General features: G+C 65.6%; 18 protein-coding genes and 1 pseudogene. 12 read left to right on the forward strand and 7 right to left on the reverse strand.

Features of this window, described 5'->3' with window-relative positions; all coding sequences use genetic code 11:
• From folK to ACVIYL_RS39765, 9 genes and pseudogenes are all read left to right on the forward strand, one after another.
• Positions 1 to 492 (forward strand): 2-amino-4-hydroxy-6-hydroxymethyldihydropteridine diphosphokinase, encoded by a 492-nt coding sequence (gene folK / locus ACVIYL_RS39725; protein WP_456781133.1) that lies wholly within the window; start codon positions 1 to 3, stop codon positions 490 to 492.
• A 105-nt stretch (positions 493 to 597) separates the two neighbouring features.
• A complete protein-coding gene (locus ACVIYL_RS39730; protein ID WP_456781134.1) occupies positions 598 to 2,472 on the forward strand; it encodes a methylmalonyl-CoA mutase family protein in 1,875 nt (624 codons plus the stop codon).
• A complete protein-coding gene (locus ACVIYL_RS39735) occupies positions 2,469 to 2,939 on the forward strand; it encodes a GFA family protein (RefSeq protein ID WP_028331649.1) in 471 nt (156 codons plus the stop codon). The genes ACVIYL_RS39730 and ACVIYL_RS39735 overlap by 4 nt, the downstream gene beginning before the upstream one ends.
• 55 nt (positions 2,940 to 2,994) lie before the next feature.
• Complete coding sequence (scpA, locus tag ACVIYL_RS39740) at positions 2,995 to 5,151, forward strand: methylmalonyl-CoA mutase (RefSeq protein ID WP_456781135.1); 2,157 nt, start codon at positions 2,995 to 2,997, stop codon at positions 5,149 to 5,151.
• A gap of 34 nt (positions 5,152 to 5,185) precedes the next feature.
• Positions 5,186 to 5,482 carry a nucleotidyltransferase family protein gene (locus ACVIYL_RS39745; protein ID WP_028345360.1) on the forward strand — a complete coding sequence of 99 codons (297 nt, stop codon included), beginning with the start codon at positions 5,186 to 5,188 and terminating at the stop codon, positions 5,480 to 5,482.
• Between the two features lies 1 nt (position 5,483).
• A complete protein-coding gene (locus ACVIYL_RS39750; protein WP_456781136.1) occupies positions 5,484 to 5,690 on the forward strand; it encodes a HepT-like ribonuclease domain-containing protein in 207 nt (68 codons plus the stop codon).
• A gap of 57 nt (positions 5,691 to 5,747) precedes the next feature.
• Positions 5,748 to 6,530 (forward strand): annotated as a pseudogene (locus ACVIYL_RS39755) (RsiV family protein).
• Between the two features lie 303 nt (positions 6,531 to 6,833).
• The gene (meaB, locus tag ACVIYL_RS39760) at positions 6,834 to 7,826 is read left to right on the forward strand and encodes a methylmalonyl Co-A mutase-associated GTPase MeaB (RefSeq protein WP_310880742.1); all 993 of its coding nucleotides are present in this window, start codon (positions 6,834 to 6,836) and stop codon (positions 7,824 to 7,826) included.
• Positions 7,823 to 8,470, forward strand: coding sequence for a pyroglutamyl-peptidase I family protein (locus ACVIYL_RS39765; protein ID WP_456781137.1), 648 nt, complete (start codon positions 7,823 to 7,825; stop codon positions 8,468 to 8,470). The genes meaB and ACVIYL_RS39765 overlap by 4 nt, the downstream gene beginning before the upstream one ends.
• A gap of 32 nt (positions 8,471 to 8,502) precedes the next feature.
• Here the strand turns inward: ACVIYL_RS39765 and ACVIYL_RS39770 are convergent, their stop codons facing one another.
• Positions 8,503 to 8,793: a hypothetical protein gene (locus tag ACVIYL_RS39770; protein ID WP_057015652.1), complete on the reverse strand. Its 291-nt coding sequence runs from the start codon at positions 8,791 to 8,793 to the stop codon at positions 8,503 to 8,505.
• A gap of 462 nt (positions 8,794 to 9,255) precedes the next feature.
• Here ACVIYL_RS39770 and ACVIYL_RS39775 point away from each other — a divergent pair, with 462 nt between their 5' ends.
• A complete protein-coding gene (locus ACVIYL_RS39775) occupies positions 9,256 to 10,629 on the forward strand; it encodes a TIGR03808 family TAT-translocated repetitive protein (RefSeq protein ID WP_456781138.1) in 1,374 nt (457 codons plus the stop codon).
• A 91-nt stretch (positions 10,630 to 10,720) separates the two neighbouring features.
• Here ACVIYL_RS39775 and ACVIYL_RS39780 read toward each other — a convergent pair whose 3' ends face one another.
• From ACVIYL_RS39780 to ACVIYL_RS39795, 4 genes are all read right to left on the reverse strand, one after another.
• A complete protein-coding gene (locus ACVIYL_RS39780) occupies positions 10,721 to 11,215 on the reverse strand; it encodes a TIGR03809 family protein (RefSeq protein WP_456781139.1) in 495 nt (164 codons plus the stop codon).
• Positions 11,216 to 11,767: 552 nt separating this feature from the next.
• Positions 11,768 to 13,003: a S8 family serine peptidase gene (locus ACVIYL_RS39785; RefSeq protein WP_456781140.1), complete on the reverse strand. Its 1,236-nt coding sequence runs from the start codon at positions 13,001 to 13,003 to the stop codon at positions 11,768 to 11,770.
• Between the two features lie 483 nt (positions 13,004 to 13,486).
• On the reverse strand, positions 13,487 to 14,206 hold the full coding sequence (locus tag ACVIYL_RS39790) for a hypothetical protein (RefSeq protein WP_310880737.1): 720 nt from the start codon (positions 14,204 to 14,206) through the stop codon (positions 13,487 to 13,489).
• Complete coding sequence (locus tag ACVIYL_RS39795; protein WP_016843228.1) at positions 14,203 to 14,772, reverse strand: sigma-70 family RNA polymerase sigma factor; 570 nt, start codon at positions 14,770 to 14,772, stop codon at positions 14,203 to 14,205. Before ACVIYL_RS39795 ends, ACVIYL_RS39790 begins: the two co-directional genes overlap by 4 nt.
• Positions 14,773 to 15,189: 417 nt before the next feature.
• On the opposite strand from ACVIYL_RS39795, the gene ACVIYL_RS39800 reads away from it, so the two are divergent.
• Entirely contained in the window at positions 15,190 to 16,338 is a 1,149-nt protein-coding gene (locus ACVIYL_RS39800; protein ID WP_456781141.1) for a GGDEF domain-containing protein, read from the forward strand.
• Between the two features lie 57 nt (positions 16,339 to 16,395).
• Positions 16,396 to 17,502, forward strand: a complete 1,107-nt coding sequence (locus ACVIYL_RS39805; RefSeq protein WP_456781142.1) for a DUF2336 domain-containing protein — start codon at positions 16,396 to 16,398, stop codon at positions 17,500 to 17,502.
• Positions 17,503 to 17,814: 312 nt separating this feature from the next.
• On the opposite strand, the gene ACVIYL_RS39810 is transcribed toward ACVIYL_RS39805, so the two are convergent.
• Positions 17,815 to 18,453, reverse strand: coding sequence for an NrsF family protein (locus ACVIYL_RS39810; protein WP_028331662.1), 639 nt, complete (start codon positions 18,451 to 18,453; stop codon positions 17,815 to 17,817).
• 2 nt (positions 18,454 to 18,455) lie between these two features.
• Positions 18,456 to 19,001, reverse strand: coding sequence for a sigma-70 family RNA polymerase sigma factor (locus ACVIYL_RS39815; protein WP_076833573.1), 546 nt, complete (start codon positions 18,999 to 19,001; stop codon positions 18,456 to 18,458).
• Positions 19,002 to 19,207 lie beyond the last annotated feature (206 nt).

The raw sequence follows: 19,207 nt of genomic DNA on the forward strand, positions 1-19,207 counted from the left end.
ATGGCTGACGTCCTGATCGCCCTCGGCGGCAATGTCGGCGACGTCCGCACCACGTTTCGCAAGGCGATCGCCAATATCTGCGGCATGACCCAGGCCGCGCTTATCGCACGCTCGTCGGATTATTCGACGCCGCCCTGGGGCGAGCAGCAGCAGCACAGCTTCATCAACGCCTGCATCGAGATCGAGACCAGTCTCGATCCGCACGCGCTGCTGTTCACGCTGCACAAGATCGAAGCCAAATTCGGCCGCGACCGCGCCAATGAGCAGCGCTGGGGGCCACGCACCCTCGACCTCGACCTGATCGCCTATGACGACGTCACACTGAACAGGCCGGAACTGACGCTGCCGCACCCGCGTTTGTTCGAGCGCGCTTTCGTGCTGGTGCCGCTCGCCGAAATCGTTCCCGACCGCGTCATCGCCGGGCGCCGCGTCGCCGATGCGCTGGCGAAGGTCTCTACAGACGGTATTTTCCGTCTAGCGGACCTCGATTAAAGCCAAACCATCGCAAACAACCGTTTGGCTTGGCCGCCCGCCCGTGGCAATTTCCGGCCAAATCAAGGGGCCCCTCGCGGGGCCGGTGAAGGACGATTTGGGCGGATGACGACCTCGACTGACGATTTGGCTCTGGCTTCGGATTTTCGACCTGCGACCTATGACGACTGGCGCAAGCTGGTCAACGGCGTGCTGAAGGGTGCCCCGTTCGAGAAGCTGGTCGGCAAGACCTATGACGGCCTGAAGATCGATCCGATCTACCGCCGCGCCACCAATTCAAGCCCGCTTGCCGGCCGCGCCGCGGCTGCGCCCTGGCAGATCCTGCAACGGGTCGATCATCCCGATGCCGCACAGGCCAATGCGCAAGCGCTGCAGGATCTCGAGAACGGCGCGACTGGCCTCGAATTCGAGTTCGCTGGCGGTCCCGGCGCGCGCGGCTTCGGTCTTGCCGATGCCGGCAAGAAGACGCTGGCGCGCGCCTGCGGCGGCGTCCATCTCGATGCCGGCATCATGATCGCGCTCAACCCGGTGATCGGCCGCGAGAACGCCGGCGAGACCTTTGCCGACATGGTCGAGGCCCGCAAGCTCGACCCGGCCAAGCTCGACCTGCATTTCAACTACCAGGCACTCAGCACGATTGCCGTGCGCGGTGCTGCGGCAGCCAGCTGGGCCGACTACGCAAAGTCGTTCGGCCAGGTCGCCAATGGCCTGATCAAGCGCGGCTTCAAGGGGCCGTTCGTGCTGGCCGACGGCCGGCCGGTCCATGATGCCGGCGGCTCCGAGGTGCAGGAACTCGCGTTCACGCTCGCGCTGGGCCTCGCCTATTTGCGCATGCTGGAAGGCGCCGGCATCGATCTCGATGCGGCGCGCGCGGGCATCTCGTTCCGCCTCAGCGCCGATGCCGACCAGTTCCTGACCATGGCGAAATTCCGCGCGCTGCGCCGCCTCTGGGCAAGGATCGAAGAGGCCTGCGGGCTTGCGCCGAAGCCGATCTTCGTCAACGCGCAAACCGCCTGGCGGATGCTGACCCAGCGCGATCCCAATGTGAACATGCTACGTGCGACGATCGCGACCTTTGCGGCCGGGCTCGGCGGCGCCAATGCGATCACGGTGCTGCCGCACACGCTGGCGCTCGGCCTGCCCGACGACTTCGCCCGGCGCGTGGCGCGCAACACGCAACTCGTGCTGCTCGATGAATCCAACCTGGCAAAGGTGTCCGATCCCGCGGCCGGCGCCGGCGGCATCGAGACGCTGACCTCGCAGCTCTGCGAGGCGGCATGGACGCTGTTCCAGGAGATCGAGAAGGCCGGCGGCATCTTCGCCGCGCTCGAGCAGGGGCTGCTGCAAAACAAGGTCGCCGCGACGCGATTGCTGCGCGAGACCAATGTGGCGAAGCGCCGCGACGTGCTGACCGGCGCCAGCGAATTTCCGGATCTGCGCGAGGCAGCCCCCGCGGTGCTGGATGTGAAACCATCAGCGTTGGCGTCCCTCGCCGGCGCCAAGGTGAAATTCGACGCCCTCGCGCCGACGCGGCTTGCCGAACCGTTCGAGGCGCTGCGCGACAAGTCGGATGCCGCGCTGAAGGCGCATGGCGCACGGCCGAAGATATTCCTGGCCAATCTCGGCACCGCCGCGGACTTCACGGCCCGCGCGACCTTTGCCAAGAGTTTCTTCGAAACCGGCGGGATCGAGGCCATCGACAGCGAGGGCTTTGCCGACGCGGCGGCGCTGGCCGCGGCCTACAAGGCCTCGGGCGCCGCGATGGCGTGCATTTGTTCCTCGGATAAGGTCTATGCCGCCAGCGCCGTTGAGGCCGCCAGGGCCCTTCAAGGCGCCGGTGCAAGGCATATCTATCTGGCAGGGCGGCCCGGCGACCAGGAAGCGGCGCTGCGGGCGGCCGGCATCGGCGAGTTCGTCTTCGCCGGCGGTGATGCGCTGGCGACATTGCGCGACGCCTATCGGCAGATGGAGCAGACATGAGCGCAGAGGCACCATCGACACCCGTTCTGACCGGCGGCTGCCAGTGCGGCGCCGTCCGATTTGCCGTCTCGGCGGCACCGACCCGGATCAGCATCTGCCACTGCCGGATGTGCCAGAAAGCGTCCGGGGCGCCATTTGCCTCCTTCGCCGACATCGATCGCAACGACTTCAAATGGACCCGCGGCAAGCCCGCCGCGTTCAGGTCCTCCTCGATCGCCGAGCGCGACTTCTGCGCGGCCTGCGGAACACCCCTGAGCTTCCGCCGTATCGACGGCCCGCGGATCGAGATCATGACCGGCGCCTTCGACCGGCCCGACCGGGTGATACCGACGCAGCAATTCGGAACCGAGTCCCGCCACGGCTGGGTGGTCGGCATTGCCAACCTGCCGAGCCAGACCACGATGCAGAATTACGGACCGGACAAGATGGCGACGATCGTCAGCCATCAGCATCCGGATCATGATTGAGTTAGAAGCTACAGCGATTGATCGAACGCAATCGCCAGTTTGAGGAAGCCCAGGAATGACCCGCATTCCCAATTTCGCCGATGTCGCCTTCCAGCCCGTGGCCAGTACGGCCCCGGTTGCGAGCGCCGAGCCGTGGCTGACGCCCGAGGGCATCCCGGTGAAGTCCGTCTACGGCGAGGCCGATCTCGAAGGCATCGACTTCCTCGAGACCTGGCCGGGCATCGCGCCCTATCTGCGCGGCCCCTACCCGACCATGTATGTCAACCAGCCCTGGACCATCCGGCAATATGCCGGCTTCTCCACGGCGGAGGATTCCAACGCATTCTATCGCCGCAACCTCGCCGCGGGGCAGAAGGGCCTCTCGGTCGCGTTCGACCTCGCCACCCACCGCGGCTATGACAGCGATCATCCCCGCGTCTCCGGCGACGTCGGCATGGCCGGCGTCGCGATCGATTCCATCTACGACATGCGCACGCTGTTTGCCGGCATCCCGCTCGACCAGATGAGCGTGTCGATGACCATGAACGGCGCGGTGCTGCCGATCCTCGCGCTGTTCGTCGCGGCCGCCGAGGAACAGGGCGTGCCGCCGGAGAAACTGTCGGGCACCATTCAGAACGACATTCTGAAAGAGTTCATGGTGCGCAACACCTACATCTATCCGCCGGCGCCCTCGATGCGGATCATCTCCGACATCTTCGCCTACACCTCGCAGCGGATGCCGAAATACAATTCCATTTCCATTTCCGGCTACCACATGCAGGAGGCCGGCGCGACGCAGGACCTCGAGCTCGCCTATACGCTGGCCGACGGCGTCGAATATCTGCGCGCCGGGCTTGCCGCGGGCCTCGACGTCGATCGTTTTGCCCCTCGCCTCTCTTTCTTCTGGGCGATCGGCATGAACTTCTTCATGGAAGTCGCCAAGATGCGCGCCGCGCGGCTGTTGTGGGCCAAGCTGCTCAAGCAGTTCAATCCGAAGGATCCGCGCTCGCTGTCGCTGCGCACCCATTGCCAGACCTCGGGCTGGTCGCTGACCGCCCAAGACGTGTTCAACAACGTGATGCGCACCACGATCGAGGCGATGGCGGCAACCCAAGGCCACACCCAGTCGCTGCACACCAACGCGCTCGACGAGGCCCTGGCGCTGCCGACCGACTTCTCGGCGCGCATCGCCCGCAACACCCAATTGTTCCTGCAGCAGGAGAGCGGCACCAACCGCATCATCGATCCCTGGGGCGGCTCCTATTATGTCGAGCGGCTGACCCGCGATCTCGCGCAGAAGGCCTGGGGGCACATCCAGGAGGTCGAGGCACTCGGCGGCATGGCCAAGGCGATCGAGGCCGGCGTGCCGAAGCTCAGGATCGAGGAAGCCTCCGCCAAGACCCAGGCGCGGATCGATGCCGGCCGCCAGGCGGTGATCGGCGTCAACAAGTTCAAGCCCGAGAACGAGAAGCCGATCGACGTCTTGAAGGTGGAGAACTCCACCGTGCGTCGGCTGCAGATCGACAAGCTGGCGCGGCTCAAGAAGGAGCGCAACCAGAAGGACGTCGATGCGGCGCTCGCCGCGCTTACCCGCTCGGCGGGCGAAGGCAACGGCAATTTGCTGGCGCTGGCGATCGACGCCGCTCGCGCCAAAGCCACCGTCGGCGAAATTTCGGACGCCATGGAAAAGGTGTTCGGCCGCCACCGCGCCGAGATCAAGTCCATCACCGGCGTCTACAAGCGAGAGGCAGCGGCGATGTCCAACAAGGTCGAAAAAGTGCAGGCCCTGATCGATGCGTTCGAGGAGGCCGAGGGCCGCCGCCCGCGCATCCTGGTGGCGAAAATCGGCCAGGACGGCCATGACCGCGGCCAGAAGGTGATCGCGTCGGCCTTCGCCGATGTCGGCTTCGACGTCGATATCGGACCGCTGTTCGCAACCGCCGATGAAGCCGCCCGTCAGGCGGTCGAGAACGACGTCCACATTCTCGGCGTCTCCTCGCTTGCCGCGGCGCATCTCACCGCGGTGCCCGAATTGAAGGCCGCGCTGAAGAAACACGGCCGCGACGACATCATGATCATCATCGGCGGCGTGGTGCCGCCGCAGGATTACGACGCGCTCCATGCCGCCGGCGCCGAGGCGATCTTCCCGCCGGGCACGGTGATCTCGGATGCCGCCGAGGAGCTGATCCACAAGCTCAACGCCCGGCTCGGCCATAGCGCGGCGGCGGAGTAGATGATAGATTAGCGGGATTGCAAGGTCCCAAACCATGACACGCGAAGAGATCGTGGCAGCGATACGAGAGAATGCTGATGCCATCAAGGCAGAGGGCGTGTCGAAGCTTGCGATCTTTGGATCGCGCGTGCGCGGCGACTATCGGCCCGACAGTGACGTCGATGTGCTGGTTGAAGTCGAGCCCGATGCCTCGTTTTCGCTACTCAACCTGATCGGCGTCGAGCATATCATTGAAGACGCGACGGGCTTGCAGGCGCAAGCAACGATGAAGCGATCCCTTCCTCCTCGCCTGGCACAACGAATTGCCGACGATATTCTCGAAGTGTTCTGACGTGCAGCCAACCGTTGCAGACCGCATAGGCCACATTGCCGCAGCGATCGATAGCATTCGGGACATAACGGCCGGGCAAACCCGCGAGAGCTTCGCCAGCAATCTGGTGATGCGGCTGGCCGTGGAGCGGCTGCTTGAGATGATCAGCGAAGCAGTTGCGCCATGCCTATCATCGGACCGACGCTGGCTTGTTCTGGATCATGATTGAGGATGATCTGTTGCCATTGAAGGCGTTCGTCGATCAACTCGCCAGGGAATCGAAGCATTGACTATCATCGTGAAGTGGGCCGTTGCCCTGATATCGGGCTTCGTCTTCATTTCCCTCGCCATCGCCGCAGACCCCAAGCCTGATGCCACGATCAGGAACGCAAGCATCGAGGCCAACGTCTATCTCGACGACAAGATCAAGGCAGACAGCGCGCTGGCAGCCGGCTGCCTCGCGGAAGGCAAGAAGTAGATCGAGAAGAATGCCGCCGCGGCTGCGGCCGACCGCAAGCAGGGGCCTGAGCTTTTCAAAGATCGCGGCGGCTACTCGTTCGAACGCAAATACTCCGAGCGCTCCGTCGTCGACGGCCGCTATGTGAGCGTGCTGCGCGACTACATGGACACCCACGGCGCGCATCCGAACTCCGACGTCAACACCATCCTGTGGGACACCACGGCGAAGAAGCGCATCAGCATCCGTCCCTTCTTCACCGAGACGACGGACAACGGCCCGACTCTGACGGCGATGCGCAAGGCCATCGTCAGCGCGCTCAACGCCGAGAGGAAGCGGCGCGGCGCCGGCGAGACCGCAACCGCCGAGTGGTACAAGGAGTTGAAGCCAACCCTGCTCAAGATCGGCGCCGTGACGCTGGCGCCGTCGACCGTGTCAGGCAAGAGTTCCGGCCTCACCTTCCACTACCCGCCCTATGCCGTCGGCCCCTACGCCGAAGGCCAGTATGTCATCTTCGTTCCGTGGGAGACGCTGAAGCCCTATCTGACGCCGGATGGCGCAGAAATCTTCGCCGGCGCGCGGCCGAAGGGCGATGCGGACGAGCAGCAATAGTTCGTAGCCCGCATGAGCGAAGCGATATGTGGGCCGGTTTCCCCTGACATCGCGGAGCCTGTCATCGGGCGCGCGTTCGCGCGACCCGTTGGCTCACCCGGGCTACGGGTGTCTGCACGATTTCTGGATAATGGAAGAATGCCGCTGAGTTGCCCGACGTGTCAAGTAGCCTTGTCGCACGCCGGCTGCCAGCCGCCGGCTCCTTTGCAAGGGGTTGTTTTCGACATTTTGGCAGTGCGCCCCTGCGACGTGCCGATCCGCGTTCCCCTCGCCTGCCATGGCCAGCCGTTGTAAACCAACACCATGACCTCACCGAAGCCTGCCGCTCCCGACATCAGCGCCCTCGCCAAGGACCTCCGTGCTGGCCACCGCGCCGCGCTGGCGCGGGCGATCACGCTGGTCGAGAGCCGGCGCGGCGACCACCAGGCGGCGGCGCGCGAGCTGGTGCAGGCGCTATTGCCCGACACCGGCAAGGCGGTGCGGGTCGGCATCACCGGCTCGCCCGGCGTCGGCAAATCGACCACCATCGATGCGCTCGGCATGTTCTTGATCGAGCGCGGCCACAAGGTTGCAGTGCTGGCGGTCGATCCGTCCTCGGCGCGCACCGGCGGCTCGATCCTCGGCGACAAGACCCGGATGGCGCGGCTCGCCGTCTCCGACCAGGCCTTCATTCGCCCCTCGCCCTCCTCGGGCACGCTCGGCGGCGTCGCGGCGAAGACCCGCGAGGCGATGCTGCTGTGCGAGGCCGCCGGCTTCGACGTCGTGCTGGTCGAGACCGTCGGCATCGGCCAGTCCGAGACCGCGGTCTGCGACATGACCGACTTCTTCCTGGCGCTGATGCTGCCGGGCGCCGGTGACGAGCTGCAAGGCATCAAGAAAGGCCTTGTCGAGCTCGCCGACATGATCGCGATCAACAAGGCCGACGGCGACAACCTCAAGCGCGCCAACCTCGCCGCCGCCGACTATCGCAGCGCGCTGCACATCCTGGCGCCGCGCTCCGAGCACTGGCATCCGCCGGTGGAGACCTATTCCGCGCTGACCGGCGCCGGGCTCGACCGGCTCTGGCAGAAGATCCTCGACCACCGTACCGCGATGAACGCCTCGGGCGAGTTCGCTGGCCGCCGCAGGGAGCAGCAGGTGAAGTGGATGTGGTCGATGCTGGAGAGCCGGATGATGGCGCGGCTGCGCAGCGATGCCGCGATCCGCGCCAGGGTGAAGAAGATGGAGGCCGAGGTCGCCGGCGGCCGCATCTCGCCTGCGGTCGCGGCCGAACAGATCGCGGAGATGCTGCATTGAGCGGCAAGTTGCGCATCCTCGTCACCGGCTTCGGGCTGTTTCCGGGTGCGCCGTTCAACACGACCATGCCGTTGGTGAAGCGGCTGACCGCTCTGCGCCGCCCGGCCTTCGACGACGTCGCGCTGTCGAGCCACATCTTCGACGTCACCTACGCGGCCGTCGATCGCGAATTGCCGGAGCTGATCGCACAACACCGCCCGCAGGCGCTCTTGATGTTCGGCCTCGCCGGCCGCACCGACTATCTGCGGATCGAAAGCCGTGCCCGCAACGCGGTGACCACGCGCTTCCCCGACGCCGGCCGCCAGCATGCACGCAAGGGATCGATTGAGGGCGGCGCCGATGCGCGCATGTTCGGGCCTCATACTGAAAAATTACTGCGCGCCGCGCTGGCGACCGGGATCGACGCGCGAGCCTCGCGCGACGCCGGCAGCTATCTCTGCAACTATCTGAGCTGGCGCGCGATCGAGGCCGTGAACCACGACAATGACTTGCGCCTCGCGCAATTCGTCCACGTTCCGCCGCTCGCCCATGACGGCACGGCTGCACCCGGCAAATCATCGATCACGCTGGAAGCGCTCGTCGATGCCGGCGAGGCCATGCTGATGGAGCTGGTGAAACTGACCCGGCAGGCCTCGCGCGCGTGAGCGTGCGGATCGGGCGGTGTAAGTACACGCCCCTAGTTGGCATCCTCCAACTCACGCGTACGCAAGCTGCGCATCATTTCAATGAACTCAGGCTCCGCAGGATCGATCTTGCGGAATCTGTAAGGCTCGAACCCAATCATCGGAGGAGGTAGCGCGACGCCCGCTAGCCCGACGGTCAGACTCCCCGTCCAGGTCGTCCCGATGAAATTGACACGGTAGATGCGCCCCTTGTGCAGCAGATGATGGATGGGCACTACCGGCCCAATGGCTCCTTTCTTCGGGCCATTGTCGATGCAGACAACCAGGTCTCCTACGTCAAACACCGGTCTCTCCTCTCAAGCCAGCGGGCGAGCAATACTCCAGACGCGTCAACCGTAGACCCCGGCAAATGCTAAAATTGGATCGAATGACGAGGTCTGCAACGGCCATTCAGTGTCGTCCCGGCGAAGGCCGGGACCCATAACCACGAAAGATCATTGTTGAGCGTCGCTGCAATGACGAGTCCCGTTCACAACACAAGCCGCGGCGTATGGATCCCGGCCTTCGCCGGGACGACGCCTGGGAAGGAGCCGTGGGCCCGCATCTCCCCGGTGTCGGGCCCGCGCATGCGCGCGTGATGACACCGGGGAACGCCTGTTTGACACGTGAATCGGTTGCACCCGCGATTAACCCTACCGCCAACAATCGCCCCGCTGCGTCGGCGTGTTCACCATGCCGCGCCGCCTTTCGCGCTACCACTCGACCCGCGAACGTCACCGCTCGCGAATGTTGCGAGGGCCAGGCCCATGGACGTCAACCGCCGCCATCTGATCGGAGCAACCGCCGCCGGCGCAGCCGGCGCGCTTGCGATGTCGCCTGACGCTGTGCGTGCCGCAGCGCCGTCGACCGGCTCGCTCGGCCGCGACGTCACGCAATATGGCGTGCATCCCGGCAGCCCCGACGACCAGACCCGCAATCTGCAGCGCGCGATCGATGACGCCGCGCGGGCGCAGGTGCCGCTCGCGTTCCCGCCCGGCGTCTACCGGACCGGCCCGTTGCGGCTTGCCCCCGGCAGCCAGCTGATCGGCGTGCGCGGCGCCAGCCGGCTGGTGTTCAACGGCGGCGCCTCGCTGCTGGAAGGCGAAGGCGCCGGCGGCGTCGTCCTGATGGGCCTCACCTTCGACGGCGGCAACGTGCCGCTGCCGAACCGGCGCGGCCTCGTGCACTGCCTGTCCGGCCGCGACATCCGCATCACCGATTGCCGGTTCACCGGCAGCGGCGGCAACGGCGTCTGGTTCGAGCAGATGTCGGGCGACGTCAGCAACAATTTCTTCACCGAGATCGCGACCACGGCGCTGGTGTCGTTCGACGCGCTCGGCCTGATGGTGTCGCGCAACACCATCAAGGGCACCAACGACAACGGCATCGAGATCCTGCGCACCGCGATCGGCGACGACGGCTCGATCGTCGCCGACAACCGCATCGAGGACATCAAGGCCGGCCCCGGGGGCTCCGGACAGTACGGCAACGCCATCAACGCCTTCCGCGCCGGCAATGTGATCGTGCGCGGCAACCGCATCAAGAACTGCGACTTCTCGGCGGTGCGCGGCAATTCGGCCTCCAACATCCACATCACCAACAACAGCGTCAGCAATGTCCGCGAGGTCGCGCTCTATTCGGAGTTCTCGTTCGAGGCCGCTGTGATCGCCAACAACACCGTCGACGGCGCCGCGATCGGCGTCTCCGTGTGCAATTTCAACGAGGGCGGCCGCATCGCTGTGGTCCAGGGCAACATCATCCGCAACCTGCTGCCGAAGCGCCCTGCAGGCACCGACCCGAACGACGGTGCCGGCATCGGCATCTATGTCGAGGCCGACAGCACCGTGACCGGCAATGTAATCGAGAACGCGCCGACCTTCGGCATCGTCGCCGGCTGGGGCAAGTACCTGCGCGATGTCGCGATATCAGGCAACGTGGTCCGCAACGCCTTCGTCGGCATCGGTGTCTCGGTGGTGCCGGGCGCCGGCACCGCGCTGATCAACAACAACATGATCTCGGAAACCCCGCGCGGCGCGGTGGTCGGGCTCGACCATTCCCGCCCGATCACGCCGGATCTGTCGGCAGGCGGCGCCCAGCAATATGCGCAGCTCGTGGTCGGCGCGAACGCGGTGCGGCGCTAGATCCGGAAAAGGGCGAAGCGGTTTTTCCTCGCGACAAACGCGGAACGCGCTTGCGCGGAGATCATGCTCAAAAATAAGCGAGAGCGGTCGCCTACAGCGCGTTGCGCAGCAGCGGATAGCGCCGCTGGATGGTGTCGAGATCGAGCACCGGCGGCGGCGCAGCCGGAGCGGGCATTTCCAGCGGCGGCGCGTCGGCGACCGTGGGCGGCTGCTCCAGCACCTCGGCCGCCGTTTCCAGCGCGGCCGCGACCGCCTTCATCGCCGCCTCGGCCAGGACCGCAGCCTCCGGCCGGCGCTCGGGCGGCGGCGAGATGTGGGGCGGCGGCAGTTTCGACCTGCCGCGGCCGAGCCAGGACAGATCGATCGGCGAATTGTCGAGCGAGGCTTCGCGCGACAGCAATTCGCGCCAGATGTCGACCGCGGCGCGGGCTTCCCTGATGTTCTCGAGAAAGGCCTGCTCGCTGTGATAGCGCCGCCAGCGCCCGGTATCGAACAGTTCGGTAAGGTGCTCCAGCCTTTGCTCGGCGAGGTTGCACCAGCGTGCAACGATCTCCTGGCCTCTGGCCACGTCGGTCCGATGTGTCATTCAACTTGCCCGCAGGAAAAGAAACGGACGCAGACGCAACCGAACCGAATCAACTGGACGTGACGCCGATATTCTGTGGAAAAGGTAAATAAAGTCTAACTAAATTCTTAATCGCGAACGGGCGATCGAAGAAGTCCGCTCTACTACGGAGTTTCTCGCGCGAACTGCCTTCAAGTCATCGACTTGCCATGGTGGCGATGCGCACCGCTCCCGGGCAACGCACGGCGGAAAGATCCACAGCAAACCGCCGCCGTCGCGCGTTTGCCCATCCCGTTGCGATCGGTCGGCGCCATCGTGCCGCGCACCGTCGAGTCCGTCATGCAAGGGTGCCCCCAAAATGAAAGACCCGTCCGGGGGGACAACCGGACGGGTCAAAGCCATATGGGCGCTTGGGGTGGATGGGCGCTCGCGCCTGATATAGCCGGGGAGGGTTAAACCGCTCCCACACACATAAGTCGTGAGAGGAAGGCGGACGTTCAAATCGCCGGCGATTTTTTTAACCTTCTCGCGCCGCGGTTCCATCGCACCGTTGCAGGCGTTCGGCGTCGAAAATCACTGCGCAGCACGACGATTTGCTGCGGAATCCTCCGATGCGATCGACGGCGCGGGGTCATTCGACATGCGGCTCACGGAAGTGTTATTGCCGTCGGCCTGCTGTGCAGGCTGCGACGGTTTGCCCGCGGCAGAGGCAACGGGAGCACTGGTCGCCGCCATCACCGCGGCAAGCGCATCCGCTTCCCCTGCACCGAACAGATCGTCACGTCCAGGTGTCCCGAGATCGCGCGCCGTGCTGGTCAGGACCCGTCGCACCTCGGCGGGCTTCAATGCCGGATTCCGTTCCAGCACCAAGGCCGCGATGCCGCTGACGAACGCGGCCGAAAACGATGTGCCCGACATCAGCTGGTACTTGCCGTCAGGCACCGGCACGAGGAGGTCGGCGCCCGGGGCGGCCAGCGCGATATGGCTGCCGCGGTTCGAGGCGGCCATCAGCCGGTCGCCGGCATCGGTGCCACTCACCGCGATCACATCGGGATGGGCGGCCGGATACAGCGGCGGCGATGTCGCACCCGCATTGCCGGCCGCGGCGACCAACACGACGTCCCGCATCACGGCAGCGGCCACCGCGCGCTCGACCAGGGCGTCCTTCGGTCCGGCGAAGCTCATGTTCACGATCTGCGCGCCATGCGCCACCGCGTAGTCGAGGCTCCTGAGGATCACATAGGAGGTGCTCCCGGCGCCGCCCGCGACCGCACCGAAGGCGCGGATCGCCAGGATCCGCACTTCCGGCGCGCTCCCCGTGAGCCTGACACGCGCCGCAATCGCGCCGGCAATGGCGGTGCCGTGGGCGTTTGGAGCATCCTTGCTGCCGAGCGCATCGAACGTATCGGCGACCGTGTTCGCCAATTCCGGATGGGCGGCGTCGACGCCGGAGTCGATCACGGCAATGGTGACATTCATCCCGCGCGCCAGCTTGTGGGCCGCGGGCAGATGCAGCTGTGTCTGGGCATATTGCGCCGGATCGCTGCCGCCCGACGCCTTCTGGTCCTGCAGCGCGTAACGGTAGTTGGGCTGTACGGAGCGGACGCCGGCATCGCTTGCGAGCTCGCGGCTCGCCGTTTCGGCCGAACGATTGCCCAGGATGCGGAACAGGCCGATCGTCGCACCCAGCAGCGCGACATTCTGCGAGGCGATCCGCCTCAACCCATGACGGCGCGCGAGTGCATCTGCTTCCGCCTCCGTCAAGGCACCGTCGATTTCGGCTACGAGCTCATTCGGCACGGTTCGCACGCTCGACGCATCCTGTGCACGCAAACTGCCGCCACCGCCGGCCCTGCCCTTCCGCGTTGCGCCCTTGCCGCCGCCGTTGCCGGCAACCGGCCGGTCGGAACATTGGCCGCGATCGCCGTCATCGCAGCTGGCAGAGAGACGGGGCGCGGGGCGCACGGGGGACGGCACGCGCAATCGCGGCCATCGTAGGTCCACGACGTGGCCGGGCCGCGGTCCACCGTCGGCGGCATGCGGCCAACTGGGCCGCCGAACCCGCCGGCGGGATTGCCACCAACCCTTCCGATACCGGGATTGGCCCGCAACCCGGGCGAGACCTGTGGCGCGCCACCGGTCGGCGATCGCATGAAATTCTGAGCGGAGGCGGAGCCGGCAACACAGACTAGCAACAAGGCTGCGGCCGCGGCGATCGCGTGGTTCGTCAATCTGGTCCGGCCGTTGGCGGCCATGGTGACCTCAACTCGGCGCAGAACCGTCAGCCGCCGATTACGGCGTTTCGACCGCGAGGCTGACGATCTTCTCCTTCTGCAAACGCGCAATCAGCGCAGCGACGCTGCTCTTGTCCATTGCGCGGAACTGCAGCCGGAACATCCCGCCCTTCCCGTCGAGGATCGAGGCCTGGTAATTGTCGAGTAGCGACGTGATGTCGGCGACCCTGGCATCGGGTGTGAAGCGCACCAGCAGCCGGGTCGGCGTCGCCGCCACGCTGGCGCCGAGGTCGCGGGTGATCGGCGCACTGGGCGCGACCGGCGCACTGCGCTCGGCGACATCGAGCGACGCCGTCTGGAACAAGGCCGGCTGGCTGCGCATCAGCACCGCGCCGATCACGCCAGCCTGCAACAACACCACGACCGCACCGAGGCCGGACGACCACGCCAGCGTCCGCGGCGACAATTTCGAAAAGAACTCCGAGACAGAGGCCGACATGCGCGCGCCCATCGACGGCTTGTGTTCCGGCTCGGCATCGATCGCGGCGAACAGCTTCTGCATCGCGCGCGCCGAGGGCGCACCGAGACTCTCGTTGAGGCCGATGGTCTCGGCATATTCCTCGCGAATGACGGCATATTGCCGGGCGAGCTCCGGATCGCTCGCAAGCGCGTCCTCGACGCGGCGCGCATCACGCGCGTTCAGCGTGCCGGCCGCGTGCCAGGGCAGCAGCATCTCGATATCGTCAGGCTCTTGCACCTTTGTTCTCGCAGCCATCATGGCCAACCTCGCTCGACACCGGCTGCCTTCAGCAACTCGGCAAGTTTCTTGCGCGCATAGAACAGGCGCGTCTTCACGGTATTCTCCGGAATCCCCACGATCTCAGCGACATCTTCCACGGATTTCTCGTGATAGTAGACAAGATCGACAATTTCCCGATGTTCCGCCGATAGTCCCGTCAGGCACCTACGCAGCGTGTCACCGGTGTCCTTCTTCTGCACCACCGTTTCCGGATCGTCGGACGTGTCCTCGATCGCGTTCGCGGCCTCATCGTCCAGCTCGGCGTCCTTCCTTCGCCGCAGCGAAGACAACGCCTTGAACCGGGTAATCGCCAGAAGCCAGGTCGAAACGGCGGATCGTCCCTCAAACTTGCCCGCCTGACGCCACACGTCCAGGAAGACCTCGCTGATGAGGTCTTCCGCCACTTGTTCGTCCCGCACGAGCCGAAGCCCGAAGCGGTACACCCTGACATGGTGCCGCCCGTACAGCACCTGCATGGCAAGCCGGTCGCCTTGAGCGATCCGAGCGATCAGAACGTCGTCTGAAGCCGCCTGTGTCGCGCTCAATGCCCGTCTCGCAAAGTTGGTCTGAAGGGGGCGGTGCGTGGTTCGACGCGAGAGCCAAGATTCTTCACATTACGGCAATGTCCGCACTGCATGTGTGATCTATGCCACAGTCGGCGCTTCCAATGACGAAAAATCAGCCGAGACTCGATAAACGGTATCATAATAGTGGAAACTCTCGCGGACAGGCACCATCCGGCGCGACCATACCAAGGCTTTATCGGCACGCCAGCACCGTCACGAAGTCCGCCACGGCGCAGGCTTGCCGCACATCGCTCCCGTCTCGCCTCTGCGAACGGATTCCCCTTACGAAACAAGGGCGATGACCGGGCTACACCGGGGTAGATTTGGTTCCAAAAGATACCAAACCTAAAGGCTTTCCTACGTAGATTTTCGCCGGACTTCACCAATGGCGAGACCATGGGCAGCGCTGCGTCGTCACTTCCCAGTCCGATCGCGGGCGCATCGGAAAGCGGCCGTCCCAGGCTGACGGCCGAGCGCCTGGCGCGCCGGGCCAAGCAGCGCCGCCAGATCCAGTCGATGATCGCGGCCTGCTTCGTGCTCGACGCCGTCGTGCTGCTGATCTACGCGCATGGCGGCACCACGTCGGATTGGGTGGCGGCGGGCTACGCGCTGACCGGCCTCTGTCTGGTCGCCGTCTATGTGGTGCTCTCCGAGTGCGGCTTTCACGAGCGCTTCCGCGACCACTATCTGGTCGCGCCGCAATCGGCGATCAACATGGTGAACCTGCTGGTGTTCACCTACATCGCGCCGGAAGTCGGCGTGCTGTTTCTCTGCAACCTGTTCGTGGTGTTCGGCTTCGGTGCGCTGCGCACCTCGGCGCGGCAGACTGCGATCGTCTGGACCGTCATGGTGCTGGGCCTCGCCGCGCTGTTCCTCGGCACCGACAAGGCGATCGGGATGCCGACCGCGACCCGGATCGATCGCCTCGCCACCATGCTGGTGTTCGCGCTGACGATCGGGCGCTGCATGTGCCTCGGCATCTTCTCCAGTTCGATGCAGCAATCGCTGTACCAGAGCGGACTGAAGCTGAAGGAGGCCTACCGGCGCATCGAGGAGCTCGCGGAGCTCGATGAACTGACCGGCGCCTCCAATCGCCGCAGCATCATGCGCACGCTCGAGGAGGAGATCGCGCGCTGCGCCCGCAACGGCAGCTCCTGCGCGGTTGCGCTGATCGACCTCGACCATTTCAAGCGCATCAACGATGTCTACGGCCATCCAATCGGCGACGAGGCGCTGCGCACCTTCGCCATCGGCATGTTCGCCAACCTCCGCAGCGTCGATCGCTTCGGCCGTTACGGCGGCGAGGAATTTTTGCTGGTGCTGCCCGACCTGTCGCAGGATCAGGCGATGCGCGCGCTCGAACGGCTGCGCGCGATCATCGCCGATCTCGACTGGAGCGCATTCTCGCCCGGCATGCGGGTGACGATCTCCGCGGGCGTCACGACGCTCAAGCCGCGCGAAAACTCCGATACGTTGCTCGCCCGCGCCGATGGCGCGCTGTACGCGGCCAAGGCCAGGGGACGCAACCGCATCGCCAGCGCCTGAAATCCATTTCCCTCTTCGGCGCCGGAGAAGCCGTCGCCACCGCTCCAGGACAGAGTCATGAGTTTGAAGCCCGAGACCGCCCCCGAAAGTCTGCTCGACGAGCTGCAGACGACGCTCGCGCACGGCACCGTCGCACGCCGCGTCGAGACGCTGCGCCGCGTGACCGACCTCTTCATCAACGGCTCGGTGAACTATTCCAACGAGCAGATCGTGCTGTTCGACGACGTTTTCCAATGCCTGCTCGAGCACATCGAGAACTCGGCCAAGGCGCTGCTCGCCGACCGCCTCGCCCCGATCGACACCGCACCGCCGCAGACCATCCGCACCCTTGCCTTCGACGACCTGATCGAGGTCGCGGGCCCCGTGCTGACGCTGTCGCCGCGGCTCGACGACGACACCCTGATCGAAACGGCGCGCAGCAAGAGCCAGGCGCATCTGCTCGCGATCTCGAACCGCAAGACGCTGAGCGGCGCCGTCACCGACGTGCTGGTGCTGCGCGGCAATGACGAGGTGATCCAGAGCGCGGTCAACAATCCCGGCGCGGAATTCACCGAGCGCGGCTTCACCCGCCTGGTCAGCCGCGCCGAGGGCGACGACAACCTGTCGACCTGCGTCGGCCTGCGCCCGAACATCCCGCGGCATCTCTATCTCAAGCTGGTCGCCAAGGCCTCGGACGCGGTCAGGCAGCGGCTCGAGACCGCCAATCCGCAGCAGGCCAAGGAGATTCCGATCGCGGTGAAGGAAGCGACGCGGCGCGCGCGCTCGGCGCCGGCCGCCGTGACGCCGGACACCACGATCGCGCATGCCTTGGTCAAGTCGCTCTACCAGGACGGCCGGCTCGACGAATTCCAGCTCGCAGCTTTCGCCGAGGCCGGCAAGTTCGACGAGACCAATGCCTCGCTCGCCGCGCTCGCCAACGTCTCGGTCAGCGTCGCCGAGAACATGATGATCGAAACCCGCGCCGAGGGCGTCATGATCCTGGCCAAGGTCTCGGGCCTGTCATGGTCGACGGTGCGGGCGATCATCAACCTGCGCGACGACATCTCGGGCGGCGAGCCGACCGATCTGCAGGCATGCAAGGACACCTACGAGCGGCTGCGGCCGTCGACCGCGCAGCAGGTGCTACGCTTCCATCGCATGCAGCAGTCCGCGCCCGCGGCCTGATTTCCCGTAGCCCGGATGCAGCGAAGCGCAATCCGGGGACCTGTATCCGCGGATGGAGCTGCCCCGGATTTCGCTCCGCTGCATCCGGGCTACGAAGCTCTCTTCCCCTTCCCCCTGAAAGGGGGAAGGTCGGGATGGGGGTCAGCCGCAGGCGACGCTGCTCTTGGAGACAGCCGATCCCCACCCGCCTTGCTCTAACGAGCAAAGCGACCTCCCCTTTTCAAGGGGAGGTTAGGGCGCAGCCGGATTTCGCGGAGTTGTTATCGGGCGCGCGTTCGCGCGACCCGTTTGCTCCATCCGGGCTACGATTGCTCAATATCGTAGCGCCCGGTTTCCCATCAGCGCGCCGACGCTCGCGACGATCGCGGTCGCCAGCGTGTACCAGGTGGCGACGAACAGCGGCGAGTCATCCGTGCAGTGCGACGCGTAGACGGTTGCCGCGAGCCCTGCCGAGAGCAGGCCGGCTATCGCACCGGCGACCGCCGGCCGCGCCGGCGCGCCCTGCCGCAGCCCATACAGCGCGCCGACCAGCAGCGGCAGCGACATCGCGGGGATCGCGGTCATGCAGGCCATCGAATTCTTGCCGATCAGCCGCGTCATCATCGGCGTACGCTGCGGCATCATCATCTCGCCGCTGATGGCGGCGACGAGGATGCCGGCGGGAATCAGCAACCACCAGCCGAAGCCGCGCAGCGAAGCCTCCGGGCGCGACAGATGCAGGCTGACCGCGATCGCCGAGGCGGCCAGCGCCAGCGTCACGGCGAATTTTAGGTCGAAGAACGGATTGTGCATCGCGCTCATCACGTCGGGCCGCACGCCGAGTTCGGCGAAGAAGATCAGGAGCGAGACCGGCGCCGCCGCCAGCAGTGCCAGCATCAGCGCAAGACCGATCGGACGCGCGCGATAGGCATTGTCGGCAGCAAGGGTTCGAATGAGTTGATCGGTGTCCATGCTCATCGATCCCGTAATTTCGCAGTGAGGCTCGCAAGCCCGCGATGCAGCGCGACCCGCACCGCGCCCTCGGTCATCGAGAATTTCGCCGCGGTGTCCTTGATCGAGGCGCTGTCGACCGCGATCGATTGCAGCACCTCGCGCTGCCGCGCGGGCAAAGCCTGCAGCTGGGCGCTCACCTCGCCCGGCGAGGCCGTCGGTTCCGGTGTTTCCCCGGGCAGCGTCTCGGCGAAATCATCGATGTTGACGAAGATCCGCTTGCCGCGGCGGCGCAGCGCGTCGATCAGCTTGTTGCGCGCGATCGCGAACAGCCAGGGCGCGAACGCCGCGCTGGTGTCCCAGGTCTGTCGCTTCAAATGTACCGCCAGCAAGATGTCCTGCACGATGTCCTCGGACTGATCGACCGGTTGTCCCGCGCGCGCCAGGCCGCGGCGCGCCGCAGCACGGAGTACCGGCGTGATGGCCTTGAGCAGGCGATGGTACGCCGCATCATCGCCTGAAATGGCCGACCGCATCAGGCCGGTCCATTCATCCTCACGTTCGCGCACGCAGGCTCCTGAATTGCAATTCGGCCGATCTTTCAGTTCGTTACGCGGCACGCCAGACGATCACGAATTCGTGATCTCTATTCTCCGGCAAGACCGCGCCGAGGATCGGCCTCAAAGAATCGCTCCAGCGGGTTTCCAGACGTCACGGCTCATAACACCGATCGGTCCGACAAACATCGGTGCTGCTGCCGTCGATGGGCCACTGG

It is taken from the genome of Bradyrhizobium sp. USDA 3315 (genome assembly GCF_054056795.1).